This window comes from Thermobifida fusca YX (assembly GCF_000012405.1).
Lineage (GTDB): Bacteria > Actinomycetota > Actinomycetes > Streptosporangiales > Streptosporangiaceae > Thermobifida > Thermobifida fusca.
In genome coordinates, this window is sequence record NC_007333.1 from 215,846 (window position 1) to 237,154 (window position 21,309).

17 protein-coding genes are annotated in these 21,309 nt (G+C 67.3%); 14 read left to right on the forward strand and 3 right to left on the reverse strand.

The annotated features are described in order from the left end of the window. The first annotated feature begins 276 nt into the window (after window positions 1-276). Complete coding sequence (locus tag TFU_RS00960) at window positions 277-816, forward strand: gamma carbonic anhydrase family protein (RefSeq protein WP_016188053.1); 540 nt, start codon at window positions 277-279, stop codon at window positions 814-816. 1,636 nt (window positions 817-2,452) lie between these two features. Continuing rightward, window positions 2,453-2,677, forward strand: coding sequence for a hypothetical protein (locus TFU_RS00965; protein ID WP_011290641.1), 225 nt, complete (start codon window positions 2,453-2,455; stop codon window positions 2,675-2,677). Window positions 2,678-3,115: 438 nt separating this feature from the next. On the opposite strand, the gene TFU_RS00970 is transcribed toward TFU_RS00965, so the two are convergent. Further along, on the reverse strand, window positions 3,116-5,266 hold the full coding sequence (locus tag TFU_RS00970; protein ID WP_011290642.1) for a (Fe-S)-binding protein: 2,151 nt from the start codon (window positions 5,264-5,266) through the stop codon (window positions 3,116-3,118). 438 nt (window positions 5,267-5,704) lie between these two features. Between TFU_RS00970 and dnaK the strand changes: the two genes are divergently transcribed. From dnaK to TFU_RS01000, 6 genes are all read left to right on the forward strand, one after another. Beyond that, window positions 5,705-7,546: a molecular chaperone DnaK gene (gene dnaK, locus TFU_RS00975; protein WP_011290643.1), complete on the forward strand. Its 1,842-nt coding sequence runs from the start codon at window positions 5,705-5,707 to the stop codon at window positions 7,544-7,546. 33 nt (window positions 7,547-7,579) lie between these two features. After that, window positions 7,580-8,374, forward strand: a complete 795-nt coding sequence (gene grpE, locus TFU_RS00980; RefSeq protein ID WP_011290644.1) for a nucleotide exchange factor GrpE — start codon at window positions 7,580-7,582, stop codon at window positions 8,372-8,374. A gap of 98 nt (window positions 8,375-8,472) precedes the next feature. Next, a complete protein-coding gene (gene dnaJ / locus TFU_RS00985; RefSeq protein ID WP_016188055.1) occupies window positions 8,473-9,609 on the forward strand; it encodes a molecular chaperone DnaJ in 1,137 nt (378 codons plus the stop codon). Window positions 9,610-9,614: 5 nt separating this feature from the next. Next, window positions 9,615-10,058 (forward strand): heat shock protein transcriptional repressor HspR, encoded by a 444-nt coding sequence (locus TFU_RS00990; protein ID WP_011290646.1) that lies wholly within the window; start codon window positions 9,615-9,617, stop codon window positions 10,056-10,058. A gap of 96 nt (window positions 10,059-10,154) precedes the next feature. Beyond that, window positions 10,155-12,758, forward strand: a complete 2,604-nt coding sequence (clpB, locus tag TFU_RS00995; protein WP_011290647.1) for an ATP-dependent chaperone ClpB — start codon at window positions 10,155-10,157, stop codon at window positions 12,756-12,758. 283 nt (window positions 12,759-13,041) lie between these two features. Continuing rightward, the gene (locus TFU_RS01000; protein ID WP_011290648.1) at window positions 13,042-13,236 is read left to right on the forward strand and encodes a hypothetical protein; all 195 of its coding nucleotides are present in this window, start codon (window positions 13,042-13,044) and stop codon (window positions 13,234-13,236) included. 254 nt (window positions 13,237-13,490) lie between these two features. On the opposite strand, the gene TFU_RS01005 is transcribed toward TFU_RS01000, so the two are convergent. Beyond that, window positions 13,491-14,054, reverse strand: a complete 564-nt coding sequence (locus tag TFU_RS01005; RefSeq protein ID WP_011290649.1) for a hypothetical protein — start codon at window positions 14,052-14,054, stop codon at window positions 13,491-13,493. 336 nt (window positions 14,055-14,390) lie between these two features. On the opposite strand from TFU_RS01005, the gene TFU_RS01010 reads away from it, so the two are divergent. Genes TFU_RS01010 through mpaD form a run of 4 tightly spaced genes read left to right on the forward strand, consistent with a single transcriptional unit; the run spans window position 14,391 to window position 18,548 of the window. Beyond that, window positions 14,391-15,353 carry an LLM class flavin-dependent oxidoreductase gene (locus tag TFU_RS01010; RefSeq protein WP_011290650.1) on the forward strand — a complete coding sequence of 321 codons (963 nt, stop codon included), beginning with the start codon at window positions 14,391-14,393 and terminating at the stop codon, window positions 15,351-15,353. Further along, on the forward strand, window positions 15,350-16,453 hold the full coding sequence (gene mpaB, locus TFU_RS01015) for a daptide biosynthesis RiPP recognition protein (RefSeq protein ID WP_370492316.1): 1,104 nt from the start codon (window positions 15,350-15,352) through the stop codon (window positions 16,451-16,453). The genes TFU_RS01010 and mpaB overlap by 4 nt, the downstream gene beginning before the upstream one ends. Continuing rightward, entirely contained in the window at window positions 16,453-17,256 is an 804-nt protein-coding gene (gene mpaM / locus TFU_RS01020; protein ID WP_011290652.1) for a daptide-type RiPP biosynthesis methyltransferase, read from the forward strand. The genes mpaB and mpaM overlap by 1 nt, the downstream gene beginning before the upstream one ends. Beyond that, window positions 17,253-18,548, forward strand: coding sequence for a daptide-type RiPP biosynthesis aminotransferase (gene mpaD, locus TFU_RS01025; protein ID WP_011290653.1), 1,296 nt, complete (start codon window positions 17,253-17,255; stop codon window positions 18,546-18,548). The genes mpaM and mpaD overlap by 4 nt, the downstream gene beginning before the upstream one ends. On the opposite strand, the gene TFU_RS01030 is transcribed toward mpaD, so the two are convergent. Further along, entirely contained in the window at window positions 18,436-19,797 is a 1,362-nt protein-coding gene (locus TFU_RS01030; RefSeq protein WP_011290654.1) for an AfsR/SARP family transcriptional regulator, read from the reverse strand. The two genes, mpaD and TFU_RS01030, sit on opposite strands and share 113 nt — an antisense overlap. Before the next feature lie 288 nt (window positions 19,798-20,085). On the opposite strand from TFU_RS01030, the gene TFU_RS15655 reads away from it, so the two are divergent. Together TFU_RS15655 and TFU_RS01040 are read left to right on the forward strand one after the other, a co-directional pair. Further along, on the forward strand, window positions 20,086-20,469 hold the full coding sequence (locus TFU_RS15655; protein ID WP_081430382.1) for a nuclear transport factor 2 family protein: 384 nt from the start codon (window positions 20,086-20,088) through the stop codon (window positions 20,467-20,469). 240 nt (window positions 20,470-20,709) lie between these two features. Beyond that, on the forward strand, window positions 20,710-21,231 hold the full coding sequence (locus TFU_RS01040; RefSeq protein ID WP_011290656.1) for a hypothetical protein: 522 nt from the start codon (window positions 20,710-20,712) through the stop codon (window positions 21,229-21,231). Window positions 21,232-21,309: the final 78 nt, after the last annotated feature.

Sequence of the window (21,309 nt, forward strand, 5' to 3'; positions counted from 1 at the left end):
GTTCCCATAACACCTCTGAAACGAGATGTGGGAATCCTCATCTGAGGTGGGGGAACGCGAGGGGCGAGCGGGGAACGGACAGTGTGCGGGGTGGCCCCGGGGCAGCGGCGCGTCCCGGTGGTGACATTGTTCCGAGGCCCGCTCGGCAGTGGCGTGCGGCGACCTCACAGAGCCGCCCAGAAGCCATCCCACTAAAGTATGGGCGATTGTGCCCGTGCATGGACGGTATCGGTCATCTTCGCTGTCCGCACGTGCCTGTGGGTGGGAGGAGATGCCATGTCCGGTAGCGGAGAGCGACCGCACATCGGCTCTGCGGAGTTCGGCGAGCCGACGATCCACCCCGACGCTTGGATCGCGCCGGGAGCAGTGGTCGTAGGCAGGGTCCGTATCGGGGCCCACAGCAGTGTCTGGTACGGCTCAGTGCTGCGCGCCGACACCGAGGACATCATCGTGGGGGAACGCTGCAACATTCAAGACCTGTGCTGCCTGCACGCGGACCCGGGAGAGCCTGCGATCCTCGGTAACGGGGTGAGCCTCGGCCACAAGGCGATGGTGCACGGCGCGGTCGTGGAGGACGGCGCGCTGATCGGGATCAACGCGGTGGTCCTGGGCGGGGCCACCGTGGAGGCGGGAGCGCTGGTCGCTGCCGGTGCCCTCGTGCCGCCGGGCAGGCGGGTGCCCGCAGGCACCCTGTGGGCGGGCGTGCCAGGCAAAGTCATCCGGGAGCTGACCGACGCCGAGCGGGAGAACCTGGTGGGCACCGCCGAACGGTACGTGGGGTATGCCGCGCAGCACCGCGGCGTGACGTGGCGTTGAGCCGCACCAGGGGCGCTGCCCGCTGAGAGCGGGCGTGCGTGGCTGAGCCCTCGCATGCGGGAGACGGCGCTCGGACCGTGGCTTCGCGGGGCGGCGCTCGGGAATAGCTGGTGCGCGGTCCCGGCCCCGGTACCGCGGGTTCGAAGGCGTGCCGTGGTGCATCTGCTGCGGATACGGCCGGATCTGCTCAGACTTCGGCGGCGGACTGCCCGGCCGGGGACCCTGCTGCCATGCGGGAGCTGCCGGACTGTGCTGCGCAGGCAGTATCCGCGCATCCGCGGGGTCCTAGGCACAACGGGCTACCCCGGCATAGACCGATCCGGTAGCGGACTGCGCCCCGCCTGGGCAGGGCGCACCTGAGCGTGGCAATGAGGTCACCGACTGGCATCTTCTTTCGGGGCAGCCGTGACCCGGCGGCGCCGGATGTGCGCTCGACGGCGCAGGGCCGCGGCGCCGGGCAGAACACCCAGGCGGCGCTCCGGCGGGGCAGGCCGACGGAGCGTATCTCGTGCAGTTTCCCTGTGTGACGCATCTATTCCGAAGCGTGAAGCGAGGAGAAAAGTCTGGATGGGGCATGAGCGCCACCGGTCCATGCCACTAGCGGCTTCTCGCTCCGGTTTTCTTTTCTGCCGCTTCAGTCACGGTTTCCGGGGTTGCCCGGGACTCCGGTTTTCCCCGGAAGAAGACGGTGCAGGGCACGGCTTGCGTTCGGTTTCCTTCGCCGTTGTCCGGGGATATTCCGCCCATGGTGTCGGCGGGAGAGGATTGCGATAAGTCTCGGCTGTCGCGCTGCCATACCTGCCTCGTGCCCGCGTGCCCCGGGAGAAGCGGAACAGCCGTGGTGCGGCGCGGAGCGGGAGCACCTCGGGCACCGAGCTACGCGTCGAAGCGACGGCAGAAATAGCGGACTCCCGAGGGTGTTCTCCGTATTTTTTCCACGCTTTTTCCTAAGAGTGCGGAGAACTCGTGCAGTCCGGGGGCGGTTCATAAAAAATAGAGATCCCGTCCCGCAAATCTTCCTGTATTTCGGGTGTGCCTCTGGGGCGAGAAAGCACTTGAGTGGAGTTGTTTTTCTCTTCGGAAATATCCTTCCCGGGGTTCCGGAAGGCGGTAAAAACGCCTCGCGGCTGGGGAGGTGCGGCCAGAAGGCTGAGGACAGTGCAAGGAGGAAAGCAGCGGTCCCCGGGCCGTCACAAAGAGTCACTATCTCCTGGTAGACAGGTGCGGAGAGTGCCTGGTCGGGGTGGGGAAGCCGGGGTGGCGGCGGGGGGTCCGAGCCGTGCCGCCGCGCGGCTGCAGGGGCGGTGCGGGCGGTGTGCAGAGAAACCTCCTGATGCTCTCTCTTTGTTATGGAGGTGGATCAAAAATGTTATTAGTCATTTTCAAGTCATATTTATGTGAGGGCAGTGGCCGGTGGGGAGAGAAGAGCGATTGAACTAGTCCGTTCGGTCATTGGAAACACGGAATCCCTGACATTGAGTAACTAGATCGCTCCGCGGTTGAAAAATGGTCCCGATGGGCCATGGTCTGTCGGCTACCGGTACGTAATCTGGGGTGAGACGGTGGGGAGGGCTCGTCCGGACATGTCCGGAACGAGGAAAGCTCTGAGGACAGACTCGGACCGGAGGTGACACGGATGGACATCGATCCTCACGTACCTCTCCACGACGCCGTGGCTTTAGCGGAGATCGACCTGTACACCGACGTGCTGGCCGCGGTGGGGGAAGCTGATGCCCCACTCACGACCGACGAACTCGACCGGGTCCTGGGACTGCGCCCCCGCACCGCCCAGTCCGCCTCCCCGATGCGGCTCGTCCTCGACGAGCCAGTCAGCCAGGAAACGCCTGAACTCTCCTGCTAGCCGCCCGGCGCGGTCGGACGAGATACCCGCGGCGCGAGCGCGGCTGCGCGATCCAGTGCGGGGCGGACACTGGGTCGGACCAGCACTTCTGGACCGCGTCCATCAACCGGGATACGGACGTGCTGTCCCGCGGCGAACGACACATACCTCACTACGCGCGAGCGGGAGACGCGGATGCGCCAGTTCGGGGGCGCTCCCCGCATCACGCCACGGCCGCCACGCGCCCCAAAGAGAGGGCCCGGCCCTGCCTGCCCCGGCTGCCCCGCGGTGAGCTCCTGACGCTCCCTGCGGTCCTGTTCTCGGGGCTGCCCGCGCCTTTCCTGCGCCATGCCTCCTCACCGGCGCCGTAGCGCACAAGGGCCGCGGACGCCGGGGCGGATCACCCCGACGGCCGCGGCCCCGATCCGGTTGTGCCGGAAGCCCGTGGCACCGGGAGGGTTAGACCGTCTCCTTGGCGGCCTCTCCCTCTTCCTTCTGCTTCGCCGACTGGAGCAGGAGCTGCGCGACGTCCATCACTTCCACGGACTCGGCCGCTTCCTTCTTCGACTTCTTCTCGTTGACGGCGTCGCTCACCATGACCTGGCAGAACGGGCAACCGGTAGCGATGAGGTCCGCCTTGGTGGACAGCGCCTCTTCGACGCGCTCGGTGTTGATGCGCTTGCCGATGCGCTCCTCCATCCACATGCGCGCGCCACCCGCACCGCAGCAGAAGCTGCGCTCCCGGTTGCGCGGCATCTCGGTCGCGGACACTCCCGGCACGCCGTTGATCAGCTCACGCGGCGGCTCGTAGATCTTGTTGTGGCGGCCCAGGAAGCACGGGTCGTGGTACGTGACGTTCCGGTCCACCCGCTCGATCGGCGCCAGGCGTCCTTCCTTGACCAGCTGGGCGAGCAGCTTGGTGTGGTGCACCACTTCGAAGTCGCCGCCCAGGTCCCGGTACTCGTTGCCGATCGTGTTGAAGCAGTGCGGGCAGGTGACCACGATCTTGGTCGCGCCGACTTCCTTGAGCGTCTCGATGTTCTGCTGGGCGAGCATCTGGAAGATGAACTCCATGCCCAGCCGGCGCGCCGAGTCGCCGGTGCAGGTCTCCATCCCGCCGAGCACGGCGTACTTGACGCCGGCGATGTGCAGGAGTTCGGCAACGGCCTTGGTGGTCTTCTTCGCCCGGTCCTCCAGGGCGCCCGCGCAGCCCACCCAGAAGAGGTACTCGGTTCCTTCGGGGAGCTTGTCCTCGACAACGGGGACCTCGAAGTCGACTTCGGAGATCCAGTCCATGCGCTTGGACTCGCTCATCCCCCACGGGTTGCCCTTGTTCTCCAGGTTCTTGAGGAGGGTGTTGGCCTCGGAGGGGAAGCTGGACTCGATCATGACCTGGTAGCGGCGCATGTCGAGGATGTGGTCGATGTGCTCGATGTCCACGGGGCACTGTTCGACGCAGGCGCCGCAGTTGGTGCAGGACCACAGGACGTCGGGGTGGATGACGCCGTTCTCCTCCTCCGTGCCCACGAGGGGGCGGCTGAGCAGGGCCAGCACGTCTTCGTGGATGTCCGGGGTCTCCTCAGTGATCCCTTGCATGAGGTAGGGAGCCTTGGCGTAGGCGTGCTCCCGGAGGTCCATGACCAGCTTCTTGGGGGACAGCGGCTTGCCCGTGTTCCAGGCCGGGCACTGCGACTGGCAGCGGCCGCACTCGGTGCAGGTGGTGAAGTCGAGGAGGCCCTTCCACGTGAAGTCTTCGATCTTGCCGACACCGAAGGGGTCTTCGTCCGGGTCGGCTTCCTCGAAGTCCAGCGGCTCGCCGTCCTTGTTGAGCATCTGCTTGGCCGGGCCGAGCGCGGCCGAGCCGTCGGCGTTGCGCTTGAAGAAGATGTTGACCGGCGCGGTGAAGCGGTGCCAGGCCACGCCCATGGTCAGGAACACGCCGATGGCGATGAAGAACAGCCAAGAGATGATCAGTTTGAAGGCCGCGACAGAGGCCAGTAGGTACTCGTTGGCGGGGAGGATTGCGCCGAAGGCGTGCGAGATCGGGGTAGCCCACACCGGGAAGGGGAAGTCACCCATGGCGACCTTGACGCCACGGATCACAAAGATCGAGACCAACAGGGCGATGATGTAGGCCTCGACGTAGTAAGCGGTCCAGTGCTTGGAGTTGGCGAACCTGGACTTGCGGCCGAGGACACGCGGTCCACGCAGCTGCCGGTAGATGGTGAGCCCGACGATGCCCGCGAGGCTCAGTGCGGCAATGGCCTCAATGAACAGGCCGTAGATCGTCCAGTCGTGGATGAGCGGCAGCTGGAAGTGGGGATCCCACACTTCACCATGGGCTTCGGCCACTGTGAAGACCAGGGCCGGGAACGACACCATGATGAACCAGTGGGCAATGCCGATCCAGCGCCACTTGAGCATGCGCGTGTGACCGAGTGTCTCGATCAGCGTGTTCGTGATGCGTCGCCCGAAGTCTGCCTTTCGAGCGGCTTCCACCGGACGGCCGATGCGCAGGATGCGGACCATCCGGCTGATGCCATAGGCCCACACGGCGACCCCGACCACGGCGAAGGCGGTCGTGATGATCCCCAGTATCAGGTAGAGCATCGCCCGCGGCCTCCCAACGTGCTGTCGTGTCCTGGTGCACGGCGCACCAGGGGTCCACCCAATGTTACTAGCGAGTAATAACCGACGGGTCAACGCTCCGCCGGTCCCACCCATTGACCGACTGGACAGGATGGCTGGTTGCCAAGGTTAGTGAAGAGGGTATGTGGTCATCTCCATTGGGTAGCCGGTCGGGGATGGCGGTGCGGGCCTCGGGCTCGGGGACTTCCCGGAGGAGAGTACTGGGCCTTCCCTGGGAGTCCCTGGCTTCTCAAGAACCGTGATCAGAAGTGACGGTCGCCAGGGAACAATCGATGTGTCTTCCGCGTTGTCATGAGCGCGAAAGAAACTTGAGCCTAGGCGACTCAATTGATTTGACAGTGAGTCTGTGACGAAGCAACATTGCGTTAGGCAGACTCAACTTTGACGGAGGAAGCACTCATGGCACGTGCGGTCGGCATCGACCTTGGTACGACAAACTCTGTCGTCGCGGTCCTGGAAGGCGGCGAACCCACGGTTATCGCCAACGCCGAAGGAGCTCGGACCACTCCGTCCGTCGTCGCCTTCGCGAAGAACGGTGAGGTGCTCGTCGGTGAGATCGCCAAGCGCCAGGCGGTCACCAACGTCGAGCGGACCATCCGCTCGGTCAAGCGCCACATGGGCACCGACTGGAAGACCCACATCGACGGCAAGGACTTCACCCCGCAGCAGATCAGCGCCTTCGTGCTGCAGAAGCTGAAGAGGGACGCGGAGGCCTACCTCGGCGAGGAAGTCACCGACGCCGTCATCACCGTCCCGGCCTACTTCAGCGACGCTGAGCGGCAGGCCACCAAGGACGCAGGGAAGATCGCCGGCCTCAACGTCCTGCGCATCATCAACGAGCCCACGTCCGCTGCGCTCGCCTACCACCTGGAGAAAGAGGGCGAGGCCACCATCCTGGTCTTCGACCTCGGCGGTGGTACCTTCGACGTCTCGCTGCTGGACGTCGGCGACGGCGTGGTCGAGGTGAAGGCCACCCACGGTGACAACCACCTCGGTGGTGACGACTGGGACCAGGCCGTCGTGGACTGGCTGGTCGAGCGGTTCAAGAGCAGCAACGGCATCGACCTGTCCAAGGACAAGATGGCGATGCAGCGGCTCCGCGAGGCCGCGGAGAAGGCCAAGATCGAGCTGTCCAGCTCCACGGAGACCTCGATCAACCTGCCCTACATCACCGCCTCCGCCGAGGGTCCGCTGCACCTGGACGAGAAGCTCACCCGCGCCGAGTTCCAGCGGCTCACGTCGCACCTGCTCGAGCGCACCAAGGGCCCGTTCTTCCAGGTCATCAAGGACGCTGGGATCAGCGTCGACCAGATTGACCACGTGGTCCTGGTGGGTGGCTCCACCCGGATGCCCGCCGTGGTCGACCTGGTGCGCGAGCTGACCGGCGGCAAGGAGCCCAACAAGGGCGTCAACCCGGACGAGGTCGTCGCGGTCGGCGCGGCCCTGCAGGCCGGTGTGCTCAAGGGTGACGTCAAGGACGTGCTGCTGCTCGACGTGACCCCGCTGTCGCTGGGCATCGAGACCAAGGGCGGTGTCTTCACCAAGCTCATCGAGCGCAACACGGCCATCCCGACCAAGCGCTCGGAGATCTTCACCACGGCCGAGGACAACCAGCCGTCGGTGCAGATCCAGGTCTACCAGGGTGAGCGGGAGATCGCTAAGTACAACAAGAAGCTCGGCGTCTTCGACCTGACCGGCATCCCGCCGGCGCCGCGCGGTGTGCCGCAGATCGAGGTCACCTTCGACATCGACGCCAACGGCATCGTCAACGTCACCGCGAAGGACCTCGGCACCGGCAAGGAGCAGTCGGTCACCATCACCGGTGGCTCCGCGCTGCCGAAGGAAGACATCGAGCGGATGATCCGCGAGGCGGAGGAGTACGCCGAGCAGGACCGCAAGCGCCGCGAGGAAGCGGAGACCCGCAACAACGCCGAGTCGCTGGTCTACCAGACCGAGAAGGTCATCTCCGAGAACGAGGACAAGATCCCCGAGGACGTCAAGAACGAGACCAAGGAGGCGCTGGACGGGCTGAAGAAGGCGCTCGAAGGCAGCGACATCGAGGCGATCCGCAGCGCCAGCGAGAAGGTTGCCCTGGCCAGCCAGAAGATCGGCTCCGCCATCTACAGCCAGAGCCAGCAGGCCTCCGGCGCAGCGGCGGGCGGCCAGCAGAACGCCGAGGACGCGGAGGTCGTGGACGCGGAGATCGTCGACGAGGAGCCCAAGCGCGAAGGCAACTCGTGAAGACCGGGCCCTGGATAGAGGAGGCGTAACTCAATGGCGGTGCCGGAGAACGAGCACAGCACGGACAAGCAGGGGCCGGTGATCCGCGACAAGCGGCGGATCGACCCCGAAACCGGCCAGCCGCGCGTTCCAGAGGGGGAGGCCGCGTCGCCCTCTGAGGACTCCGCGGCTGCGGCAGCCGAATCCACGACGGCACAGCCAACCGACGAGGAGAACGCGGAGCTGATCCGGCTGCGGCAAGAGGTCGCGGAACGCACCGACGACCTCAAGCGGCTGCAGGCGGAGTACATCAACTACCGCAAGCGGGTCGACCGGGACCGCGCCGCAATGCGGGAGCAGGCACTCGTCCAGGTCCTCACCGAGCTGCTGCCGATCTTGGACGACATCGGCCGAGCCCGGCAGCACAACGAACTGGTCGGTGGCTTCAAGTCCGTGGGCGAGGCGCTGGAGTCCTTGGTCGCTCGGATGGGGTTGAAGAAGTACGGCGAGAAGGGCGACGAGTTCGACCCGACCGTGCACGAAGCCCTGTCCATGGTGCCCTCGACTGACGTGACCGTCCCGACCGTCATCGAGGTGTTCCAGCCCGGATACCTCATCGGTGACCGGGTGGTCCGTCCGGCCCGCGTGGTCGTGGCAGGGCCAGCCGAGGAGGACACGTCCGCCTCGGAAGAAGAGAAGAAGGAAGAGGCTGCAACCGAGGAGGCTGCCGCACCGTCCGAATCAGACGACGAGGCGAAACCTGCTGAAGCGTCCGAGTCGGCGGAGGCCGCGGAATCCACGGAGCAGTCTGACGCCACCGCGGACAAGAACACCGCGGACGAACAGTAGCGCGAGCGGTAGGAGAAGGGGTGTCCCAGGCTCGGGCCTGGGACACCCGACTCAGTCACCACTGGGCACAGAGCACGAGCGGGGAGAAGCAGACGTCGATGAGCACCAAGGACTACCTGGAGAAGGACTATTACAAGGTCCTCGGAGTCTCAAAGACGGCCACCGCGGACGAGATCAGGAGTGCCTACCGCAAGCTCGCGCGCAAGTACCACCCCGACGCCAACAAGGGCGACGCGCAGGCCGAGAAGAAGTTCAAGGAGATTTCTGAGGCCTACAGCGTCCTGTCGGACGAGAAGCGCCGCAAAGAGTACGACGAGGCCCGGTCGCTGTTCGGCGGGGCCTACCGGCCTGGCGGGGGCGGTATCGGCGACTTCAACCTCGGCGACCTGTTCGGCCACACCACGACCGGGGGTGAACGGCTCACCGACCTCTTCGGTGGACTGTTCGGCGGCCGCGGCCGCGCCACCCAGTCGCGGCGGGGCGCCGACCTCGAAACCGAGACCACGCTCAGCTTCACCGAAGCGGTCTCCGGCACCACGAAGAGCTTCACGCTCACGACCACCGTCTCGTGCCCCACCTGCCGGGGCAGCGGGGCCAAGCCTGGAACGACCCCGCGGGTCTGCCCCCGGTGTGCGGGGACCGGGCACGAGAGCACCAACCTTGGCGGCTTCTCCCTGTCCGAACCGTGCGCTCTGTGCAAGGGACGCGGCTACTTGGCCGACGACCCGTGTCTGACCTGCAGCGGAACGGGGAATGTGAAGGGCACTCGCACCGTGCAGGCCCGCATTCCCCCGGGAGTGTCCGACGGCCAGCGGATTCGGCTGCGGGGCAAGGGCGAACCAGGGGAACGCGGCGGCCCCGCTGGCGACCTGTTCGTGACCGTCCGGGTCACCCCGCACCCCGTGTTCGGCCGGTCCGGAGACAACCTGACCCTCACTCTCCCGGTGACCTTCCCCGAAGCCGTGTTCGGAGCGGAGGTGCGCGTGCCCACCCTGAGCGGGCCACCGGTCACCGTGCGGATTCCGCCGGGCACCCGCAACGGGCGCGTGTTCCGGGTCCGCGGCAAGGGGGCTACCCGGCGGGACGGCACAACTGGAGACTTGCTAGTGACCGTTGAGGTGGCGGTACCGCAGAATCTCAACAGTGAGGCGCGGGAGGCGTTGCAGCGATTCCAGGCCGCCACAGCCGACCACAACCCGCGCGCCGATCTGGAAGCCCGGGCGAAGGGGGCGTGAGAACCATGAACGACGCCACGTTCGGCGAGGACACTCCCGTCTACGTCATTTCGGTTGCGGCAGAACTGTCGGGGCTCCACCCGCAGACTCTGCGGCAATACGACCGGCTCGGGCTCGTGCGTCCGGGGCGGACGCCGGGCCGTGGCCGACGGTACTCGATGCGCGACATCCAGATGCTCCGCGAGGTGCAGCGGCTCTCCCAGGAGGAGGGCATCAACCTCGCCGGGATCAAACGCATCCTCGAACTGCAACGCGAGGTGGCGGAGCTGCGCGAGCACATCTTCCACTTGCACAACGAGCTGAACGCAGCCCGCTCCGCGGTGGCGGCCCGGCGGGCCAGCAGCGACCACTCCTCCTCATCCCGGAGTGGCGGCGAACTGCTCCCGGTCCACCGCACTCGCATCACTATTTTCAACCGCACCACGACCCAGCCCCCCGAGTCGCAGTAGTAGCCCTGGGCCGCCCCGGCCCCGGGCTCCTTCGAGCCTCCGGCGGGGCAGCGCATTCGTCTTACCTGTTCTGTGCCTTGAAGGGGGCGGCGAGACATGGATTATAAGCTCACCAGGAAGAGTCAGGAGGCGTTGTCCGCGGCAATCCGGAGGGCAACCGCGGACGGTAACCCCCAGGTCGAACCGGTGCACCTGCTGTCTGCCCTGATCGGCCAGGCTGAAGGAGTCGTCCGGCCCCTGCTCAAAGAGGTGGGGGCCGATCCAGGCAGGCTCAGCACCAAGGTGGAAGAGGAGATCGCCCGACTGCCTCGCGCGTCGGGGAGTACGGTCAACGCGCCGGCGAGCTCCCGGCAGCTCATCATTTCGCTGAACACGGCGGCCCAGCGCGCCAAGCAGATGGAGGACGAGTACGTCTCCACCGAGCACCTGCTGGTCGGGCTGGCCGCGGACGGGGGGACGGCAGCCACCCTGCTGCGGGAGGCAGGCGCGACACCGGAAGCGCTGCTGGACGCGTTCAGCCGGGTGCGGGGCAGCGCCCGTGTCACTTCGGAGACCCCGGAAGACACCTACCAGGCGCTCGAGAAGTACGGGGTGGACCTCACCCAGCGGGCCCGCGAAGGCAAACTGGACCCGGTTATCGGCAGAGACGCGGAGATCCGCCGGGTGATCCAGGTGCTGTCCCGGCGCACCAAGAACAACCCGGTGCTCATTGGTGAACCGGGTGTCGGCAAGACCGCGGTGGTCGAGGGCCTCGCCCAGCGTATTGTCGCCGGCGACGTCCCCGAGTCGCTGCGCGACAAGCGGCTGATCTCGCTGGACTTGCCCGCGATGGTGGCGGGTGCCAAGTACCGGGGCGAGTTCGAGGAGCGGCTCAAAGCGGTCCTCAACGAGATCAAGCAGAGCGAAGGGCAGATCATCACGTTCATCGACGAGCTGCACACCGTGGTCGGCGCGGGTGCGGCCGAGGGGGCGATGGACGCGGGCAACATGCTCAAGCCCATGCTGGCCCGAGGCGAACTGCGCATGGTCGGGGCGACCACGCTCGACGAGTACCGCGAACGCATCGAGAAGGACCCGGCGCTGGAGCGGCGGTTCCAGCAGGTGATGGTGAACGAGCCGTCCGCGGCCGACACGATCGCGATCCTGCGCGGCCTCAAGGGCCGTTACGAGGCGCACCACAAGGTGCAGATCGCCGACTCGGCGCTGGTGGCGGCGGCGACCCTGTCCGACCGGTACATCACTGCCCGGTTCCTGCCGGACAAGGCCATCGACTTGATCGACGAGGCAGCATCCCGGCTGCGCATGGAGATCGACTCCCAGCCGGTGGAGATCGACGAACTGCAGCGCGTGGTCGACCGGCTCAAGATGGAGGAGATGGCGTTGAGCAAGGAGTCCGACGCCGCCTCCAAGCAGCGGCTGGAACGGCTGCGCGCCGACCTCGCCGACAAGGAGGAGCAGCTCAATGCGCTCATCGCCCGCTGGGAGCAGGAGAAGGCCGGGCTCAACCGGGTCGGTGAGCTCAAGGAGAAGCTGGATGAGCTGCGGGGCCAGGCCGAACGCGCCCAGCGCGACGGCGACTTCGAGGAAGCCTCCCGGTTGATGTACGGGGAGATCCCGCAACTGGAGCGGCAGTTGGAGGAGGCTCTCTCCGAGGAAGACTCGGCCGAGCACGCTACCATGGTCAAGGAGGAGGTCGGCGCCGACGACGTGGCCGATGTGGTGTCGTCGTGGACCGGTATCCCCGTGGGGCGGCTCATGGAGGGGGAGAGCGCCAAGCTGCTCCGGATGGAGGAGGAGATCGGAAAGCGCCTGATCGGGCAGCGGCGCGCTGTGGCCGCCGTCTCCGATGCGGTGCGGCGGGCCCGCGCGGGGATCTCCGACCCTGACCGGCCGACCGGCTCCTTCCTGTTCCTCGGCCCCACCGGCGTGGGTAAGACGGAGCTGGCGAAGGCGCTCGCCGAGTTCCTGTTCGACGACGAGCGCGCGATTGTGCGCCTCGACATGAGCGAGTACTCCGAGAAGCACTCGGTGGCCCGACTGGTCGGTGCGCCCCCCGGCTACGTCGGCTACGAGGAGGGCGGCCAGCTCACCGAGGCGGTGCGGCGGCGCCCCTACACGGTGGTGCTGCTCGACGAGGTGGAGAAGGCCCACATCGAGGTCTTCGACACCCTGCTGCAGGTCTTGGACGACGGGCGGCTCACCGACGGGCAGGGCCGCCAGGTGGACTTCCGCAACACGCTGCTGATCCTGACCTCCAACCTGGGGTCGCAGTTCCTCATCGACCCCACGCTGGACGACGCCCAGCGGCACGAGAAGGTCATGCAGGTGGTGCGGAACACCTTCAAACCGGAGTTCTTGAACCGGTTGGACGACGTGATCGTGTTCGACGCGCTGTCCACCGACGACCTGACCAAGATCGTCGACCTGCAGGTGGATCGGCTGGCCCGGCGGCTGGCGGACCGGAGGCTCAAGCTGGAGGTCACTCCGGCTGCCCGCGAGTGGCTGGCGCTGGCCGGCTACGACCCGGTCTACGGTGCGCGTCCGCTGCGGCGGCTGGTGCAGACCGCGATCGGCGACCCGCTGGCCCGGGAACTGCTGGCGGGCAACCTCGTTGAGGGCGACACAGTCCGGGTGGATGTGGACGAGTCCAAGGATTCGTTGACAGTGGGTCCGGTGAAGGAGCCCGCGTCCGCCGCATAAGCGGTGACCGTAACCGGGGGCGGTGACATGCCGTTGTCACCGCCCCCGGTTGTTTTTTCTGCCCCGGTTTCCAGAACGGCCCACCGCGGCGCGGTTTGTGCAGGGGAGATATTCGGCGCCAAGGAATCCGAAATAGCTGTGACGTCGCATTTTCCTTCGGATGGGGCCGAAAACCCATTTTCAGGGGATCATCGGACATATCTCTGCAAGGACACGGAAAGTGATAAATTGAATACAGTCTTTTCTGTTGTGAGAACGCCGGAGTGATACGAAGGGGATAGTGATGGCGAAGAACGGTTCCTGGCACCACAACAACACCAACCTCGCAGGTCTCCTCGGCTTTGTTGCCGTGGCCAACGGTGTTGCCGGTCTCTTTTTCGGCGACACCGTCAAAATCGTCGTCCTCGTGCTGACCGTGATCATTGTCGGATGGGCCGTCTACCAGATGGCGTCCAATAAGAAGGCCGGACGCGCCTGAGCGCACAGCGGAGCCTTCGCGGACTCCAGCCACTGGATCCCGCGGAATCCCTTTCTGCAGGAAGCGGCCGTACTCAGCAATGCCGAGAACCCGGAACAAGATCACGCCGCGGACCTGAGTGGCCGAAGTCTTTTCCAGATTTCCGAAAAAACCGTCCGCTTCCTTCACCAGTCCCTACGCCGCGAGGGCGGCCGGAGCACTCCGGCCGCCCTCGCGGCGTAGGGGACGGCTCCGCGCCGTCACAGCCATCCCCCCTAGATCGCGGCTTCGAGACCGGCCAGCCACGACCGGCTGAGCGAGACCACCACGGCGTCGCCTCCCCGGCGCACCAGCTCCTGGCTGAGCTCCGGGTGCTTGACCACCCGGTCCACCGACGCCATCAACGCGACATCGTCGCTGAGCAGAGCCGCGCGGACCAGCCGCTCCTCCAGACTCGCCCGCATCTGCACCGCGAACGGGCTGTAGCTTTTCGGCAGGAACGGCCCCCGGTAACGGGCGACCGCCTCAGCCAGCCGGCCCTCTTCCACCAGCTCCAGCACTTCGACAACGTCGCAGCGCACCTCACCCGCCAGCAGATAGCAGCAGCGGTCGCGGTCGTAGCGCACGTCGATGCCGAGTTTGCGGGCCCGCAGCGCCAGCGTCGGCAAACTCGACGGGGCGGGGTCGCCTTCGAACAGAGTGGACAGCAGCCAGTCCCGCGGCGCCGACCCCTTCGCCAACGCCAGCACCGCCACGAGCTCCAACGCCCGGCCGTGCCGTACCGGGACCCCGTCCACCCGGCATCCGCCAAGCGTCTCCACTACGCGTGCATCGTTCATCGTCACACCTCGCATCCGTGGAAGCCGCCGGGACACAGCCCCGGCGAAGGCCACTCGAAGTCGGCTCCACGGACCACGGTGCCGCGCAGCAGCATCCACTGCCTATCCACGGGCTATCACTCCCGCCTGCACCACCAGCCCCACAGGACATCGCCCGGATAGTCCCCCTTTGACCTGGCACAACGGAGAAAAGCAAAAAATTCTGCGGGTGCGACAGCGGTGTGAAGCCCGGGCGATCGCCGACTGACAGATTCAGTGCCGTCCACCGGAGACGGCACACAGCCGGATCCACGAAACCCGGGGCTATGGCAGCCCGCCCACACCAAGGAGCCTCGCATGACCGACTATTCGGTACTCGTCCCGTTCCTCCCACGCCGCCCGGAGCAACTGCTGCCCTACGCCGCGCTGGTGAACTGGACCCGTGCGGAGCGCCTGTGGCAAGGGCAGGCCCTGCTGATCGAACCCCACCAGGGATTCGCCTACGCGGCCGGGGCAGGCTTCCGCGTCCCCGCCGGATTAGGCGTCACCCTGATGCCCTTCCGCCACCCCTACGAGGCGGCCCTCCAAGCCCGATCCCTGGCCATGGCCACCGGGCACCCCGCCATCGCCGGCTTCGGACCGGGAGCGCGCAGCCTCCAGCAGGGCATCCTGGGCGCCCCCTACCGCAGTCCGCTGACCGCGGCACGCGAATACCTCACCGCGGTCCGCGCTCTCCTCTCCGGGAAAGTGGTCCGGCTCGACGGCGAATACTTCACCGTCCACGCCCAACTGCCTCCCGCGGCAGCTCCCGAGGTCAAGCTCGGCCTCGGCGTGCTGCGGCCGGGAATGGCCGGAGTCGCCGGAGAACTCGCCGACGTGGCGATCACCTGGCTCACTCCCGCCGCCTACATCAGGGACACCCTCCTGCCCGCCATCCGCAAGAGCGCGGTGGAGGCCGGACGTCCCGCACCGACCGTCACCGCGATCGTCCCGGTGGCCTTGGAGCGGCCCGGCACCGATCCCGCCGAGGTAGCTCTCGCCAGCAACGCCGCGCACCTGCAAGGACCCCACTACCTCGACATGCTGCGCCGCGCCGGAGTCCACGTCCACGGCAGCAGCCCGCAGGACGCCGCCCGCGCCCTGATCAAAGGCGGGGCCTTCGTCAGCGGCGACCTGGACACCGTCTGCGCCGAACTCGACCGCTACCGCGAAGCCGGCGTGGACGAGGTCGTCCTCAACGTGACCGGCGTGTACAAGGCGTGCGGCCACCAGGCAGCCATGGACGACCTCAAGCAGATCCTCGCGGCGGTAACGCGATGACCACCCCACAGACGACCCACCCCACGACAGCGACGGGAAACACGATGATGGACAAGACCGAGTTGCGGCGGATCAAGCGGCACCTGATGTCCTGGAGCACCGGCCAGTTCGAGGTCGGCCTCGCCAACCAGGACTCCTGCTCGACCATCGTGGTGGCCGACCCGGCCCACCTCGCAGACCTCCTGGACACCGACCTCGTCGGCGACAACACCGTCGTGCTCGCCCCCGAAGGGCACGGAGCAGACCCCTCCCGCGTCGTCGGCTTCGCGGGCACGCTCGACGAACCCAACGCCGAGATGTCCATCGGCTACGACTTCTTCCTCCAAACCCAGGACTACGCCACCAGCCCGTTCATGTCGGTCCTCGGTCCGACCCTGGTCCGGGTGACCGGGCCCGACGACCTGGAACTCTTCCTCGCCGACGCCGACCGGGCCCGCGAAGAAGGCGTCTTTCCCGACATCGCTGTCGTGCCCGCAGTCCGCATCGCAGACCTCCCCGGGCTGGGAGCAGGCCCGGGAGTCGACGGTCCTCAGCTACGCCTCTACGTCAACGCCGAAGGCGAAATCTCCACCTCGATCGGTGGCTGCAGCCTCGGACGTGTCGGCGACACGCTCGCCTCCCTGCGAGCGAACTGGGACCGGCGCAACGCGGCAAGCACCGCACCGTGTGCGGTCTGCCTCCGAGCCGTCCTTCCCGAGGCAGACCGCACACGGGAACTGCTCGCCCGCCCCTGGCTCGGCCGCTACCTGGCCGCTGTCGACGGCCTGCGGATGCTCGCCACCCGCGAAATCGTCGGACTCCGCGTCTCCGGGTTCGGCCAGCGGCTCAACCCCGCCCTCGACCACCACCCCGACTCGGCTGACGCTGCCACGCCCCTGCTGTTCTGGAACGACGAGAGCGGATACGTCTACGAACCCGCCAGCGGACGCACCTTCCAGGTCAACCTGGCCGCCGCCACAGCAGTAGAAGCCCTCCTGGTCACCGGGTCGGCAGAGCAGGCGAGCGAATACGCGTCGCCCCGCAGCCTGGCCGCCGTGGACCGCTTCTTCACCGAATCCGGCGTGACCTTGACCGGAATCGGATCGGAGGTGGCTGTGTGATGGCTGCAACCACCCTCCTGCCCCCTGGCCGGGCCGGGCAGCTCGTAGCCGAACTCGGCGACCGCGCCCGCCTGTGCGACCTGTACGGGCCGCACGGGGCCCCCATCTACCACGACATGTCCCTCCGCGACACCGGCGAAGTCCGCCACCTGGTTGGACTGGTCCGCCCCCACCCGGGCCCGGTGCTGGACCTCGCCGCCGGATCGGGGCGGATCACCCTGCCCCTCCTGGCCCTGGGCCGCGAGGTCACCGCGTTGGACCTGTCCGCGGACATGCTGGCGCTGCTCCGGCAGCAACTCGACCGCGCCCCCGCCCACCTGCGGGAACGCTGCACGGTGGTCCAAGCCGACATGGCGGACTTCCGGCTCCCCCGCCGCTACGCCGTCATCGTCCTCGGCACCACCTCGATCTCGCTGCTGGACCGGGCGGGCCGCGCCGGACTGTACCGCTGCGTCGCCGAACACCTCGCCGACGGCGGACGGTTCTTCCTCACCACCCTCGACCGAGGCGCGGACTCCCCCGAAGAGGAAGTCGAGATCACCGCAACCGGGGCCAGCGGGACCGCCTACCGCCTCTACGAACACTGGCCCGCCGGTGCCGACGTCCGCACCATCACCGTGCTCCCCAGCGAGCTGCCCGACGGCCCAGTGCCCGTGTGCACCGGCCACGTACGGGTGCTCCCCCCAGACCGCCTTGCCGCCGAGCTCACCCAGGCCGGGTTCACCGTCCAGCAGCGGCGCACGCCGCTCGAAGACGCAGGCCGGCACCGGGTGACCCTGATCGAAGCGGAGATCCAGCGATGAGCCACACCACCAGCACCGCGCTCTGGCCCTACCTGCTGCCGCCGAGCGCCCACGGAGACGACAGCATCTGCGCGGTCTCCGCCCGCGGCCACCGGGTGCGCTTCGCCGACGGACGCGAACTGCTGTGCGGGGCGAGCGGGCTGTGGAACGCCAACCTCGGCTACGGGAACCCGGCGATCGCGCAAGCAGTAGCCCAAGCCCTCCACGACGCCTCCTACCTGAGCGCCTTCCGGTACGAGAACGTCTACGCCCGCCGCGCCGCCGCCGACCTGATCGAGGTGAGCGGACCCGAGCACTACTCCCGGGTCCTGTTCTCCTCCTCCGGTGGCGCCGCCAACGACGCGGCCATGAAAGTGGCCCGGCACTACCACGCCCTCCTCGGCCGCACCCGCCGCTCCCTCGTCGTCAGCCTGCGAGGCAGCTACCACGGCCTCACCTTCGGCGGCTTCGCGCTCACCGGCGAAGACCTGGGGCAGCGGCTCTACGGGGTCGACCAGCGGCTGGTCCGCCACGTGCGGCCCAACGACACCGCTGAACTGAACGCCCTGGTCTCCCGCGCCGCCAAGCAGATCGCCGCCGTGGTCGTCGAACCGGTCGTAGGCACGGGAACGATCCCCCTCACTGACGAGTACGTGGCGGAACTCCTGCGGCTGCGTGCCGAGCACGGCTTCCTCCTCATCGCCGACGAGGTGGCCACCGGGTTCGGCCGGACCGGCAGCTTCTTTGCCTCCCAGCGCTGGCCGGAACAGCCTGACCTGCTGATCACTTCGAAAGGGCTCACCAACGGCACCTGCCCGGCCTCGGCCGTCATCGTCTCCCAGCGTGTCGCGGACGCCTTCACCGAACACGACGCGGTGCTCTCCCACGCCGAGACCCAAGGCGCCACCCCCCTCACCTGTGCGGCGATCAGCGCAACCATCGCTGAAATGCGCCGACTGGACGCTGTCGCCGCAGGCCAAGCGCTCGGCGAAAAACTGGGTGCCGGTATCGCGGAGCTCATGGCAGAAATGCCGCAGATCATCGGCACCACCGGGGTCGGCTGCTTCCGCTCGCTGCGCATCGCGGACGCCTCCGGCGCACCGCTCCCGCAGCACCGGGTGCCCGCCCTCGTCGCCGCAATCCGCGACGCAGGAGCGATCGTCCACCCCGGCCCCTCAGGGGTGCAGCTCGTCCCGGCACTCACCTACAGCGACGCTGAACTGGCTGAACTGCTGGACTGCGTCCGCCGCGGAATCCTGTTGATGAGCTCGTTAAGCGCGCCCGGAGGCAGGTGGCTCCGGGGATGCCGGTGAGCCGGGAGCGGGAGGTGATGATGACTCCGCAGCCGCGGCCGCCGGGGATGAGCGGGAGGACTTGGCTTTCGGAGACGGCGTCGTCGAGGACGACGAGGACGCGGCGGGTGGCGAGCAGCCCGCGGTACATTGCGGCCCGCTCGTCGGGGTCGTCGGGGATGGCTTGACCGGGGACGCCGAGGGCGCGCAGGAACCGGCCGAGGATGTCGGAGGGCGGGAGCGGGGCGCCGCGGCTGGCCCGCAGGTCGCAGTAGAGCTGGCCGTCCGGGTAGTGGTCGGCGGCGAGTTGGTGGGCGGCGTGCACGGCGGTGGCGCTTTTGCCGACGCCGGGCCGGCCCAGCAGGACAGCGACGCCGACGGCGCCGTCGCTGTTCAGCAGGGTCGTCCGGATGGTTTCAAGGGCTTCGGTGCGGCCCACGAAGTCGGCGGTGTCGGTGGGGAGCTGGTAGGGGGTGACGCCGCGGGTGGGGGAGGACGGCGGGGGTTCGGGCGGGGCAGCGGGCGCCGGGGGGTCGGCGGGGCGCAGGGCAGGGTCGCCCGCGAGGATGGCTGCTTCGAGGGAGCGCAGTTCGTCTCCGGGTTCCAAGCCGAGTTCTTTGATGAGCAGTTCCCGGCCGGTCCGGTACACCTCGAGGGCTTCGGCTTGGCGTCCGGACCGGTACAGCGCCAGCATGAGCTGGGAGCGCAGCCGTTCCCGGAGCGGGTGTTGTTCGACGAGTTCGGTGATCTCGCCGATCAACTGGCTGTGGCGGCCCAGTTGGAGTTCGAGGTCGAGGTAGGTCTCGATCGTGGTGAGCCGGTCTTCGTCGAGCCGGGCGGCTTTGGCCCGCAGGATCCGGCTGGGGACGCCGTCCAGGGCGGGGCCGTTCCACAGTCCGGCCGCGGAGCGGAGCAGGGCTGCGGCTTCGCTGATCCGCCCATGGTTGCTGAGGTCCCGTGCTTCGTCGACCCGCTGGGAGTAGACCTGCGCGTCCACGGTCAGGGGGTTGACGCGCAGCAGGTAGTTGGGGGTGCGGGTTTCGATGGCGGCGCCGGTGGGGGCGAGGAGGCGGCGGAGGCGGGAGACGCAGATCTGGACTTGGGTGCGCGCGGTTTCGGGAGGGTCGTGCTCCCAGATGGCGTCGACGAGGTAGTCGGTGGAGACCTGCCGGTTGACTTCGAGGAGCAGGGCGGCGAGCACGATCCGCTGGCGTCCGGGCGGGATGCGGATGGGGCCGGACGGGCCTTCGACCTGGAGAGGACCGAGCACCCGGAAAATCACGGGCGGGTGCTCGCCTGGGATTTCAGGAACGGTGCCGATCGCTTACCCCCAGATCGGATAAAAGTTGAATAAGTGGTCCAATAGGTAACACTTGTGATGTTCACGGATTTATATCACAAAGAGCGCTTTCTGGTTCACTTTTTGTATTGTCCACTTTCGGCCGCCGAGGGCGGTTCAGACGGGATAGCCGCGCGATAGTCCGGCAATTGCGCTGTTCGCAATAGTGATGGAGCGGATGGCGGATGCTGTGCGGCGTCGCGAGCTAAGGAGGACCGCTTGTATCGCTCTGGAGGACGCGCTCTTTCACCCAGCGCTCGCGTCACCGTGGTCGGAGTCGAGCATGCACGGCTCCTCTACCTCTATCTGGACCGCGGTGACCAGGACGGATGTGCTTCTCTGCTGGACGAACACGTTCACGTGCGGTTTCCCGGGATGTCGGCCGTCCGCGGCCGGGAAGGGGGAGTCGCGCTGGCGGCCGGGGCCTGCGGGACGGGCAGGCACCGGGTGCGCGGGGTCATCGCGGAAGGCGTGGATATGGCCGTGACGGGCGTCTTCCAGGACGGCAACGAGGCCGAGAAAGATTTCGTTGATATTTTTACAATCTCTGATTGTGGTCTGCTGATTTCCTGGCGCAGGTTTTACGACGCGAGTAGGGAATAGCGCTGCGGCACCGTTCCTGGCGTTCTGATGCCTGCCGAAGGCGTCACGCTTCTTCGGGCTTTCTGACGGACTTCTCACCAGGGAAGAAAGCGGGGAAAGACAGCGGCGTTCTCGGGAATGCCCCGCCTGGAAACGGGTGGGGCGGGCGTGTTCCCGGCGTGTGGCCGCTTGGGAGGCTTCTTACTGCTCCGCTGCCAGGGAGGACAATGGTTTCCAGGCGCTTCGCTGGGAGGAGCAGGTATGCGTGCGAGGCAGGTGCTGCGCCGGGAGGGGGATACGCCCCGGCGCCACCACCACGAGTTCACCAACGTCGTGTTGCGCGCGATCACGTTCCACCTCGGCCCCCGGTTCTTCACGTTGGCCCGTGACCGGCAGCTCGCCGAAGGGTTACGTGGCGCGTGGCAGCGCACCGGGGACGCGCTCCCTGCAGAGCAGCGGCTCTCTTCGGCAGGGCTGACCACGATTTTCACGGTTTGCGGCACGTTGGAGGCGGCCGTTGTCGTGCTGCCGCAGCCGATGCGTCCGGGGGAGGCGTACCTGGTATGCGGGATCCGGGACAACGACCCGTTCCACGGCCCGGGGGACCCGGACTTCTACGTGCTGGAAGCCGACCGCACGTTCCGGGGCAGCAGTACCGAGCCGCGGACGCGGCTGATCCGCTGGACCCGGGACGGCCGCAACCTCGACTTGGGCGAAGGGCCGCTGCCTGAGGTCGGGGCAATGCTGGATGCGATCATCCGCGTGATGTCGATCGGGTCATAGGGCTGTCACTCTCGGCACCCTGGCCCGAGACTTCTACTGGGTAGTAACATTGATTTTGTTACCAGTCAGTAGATCGCT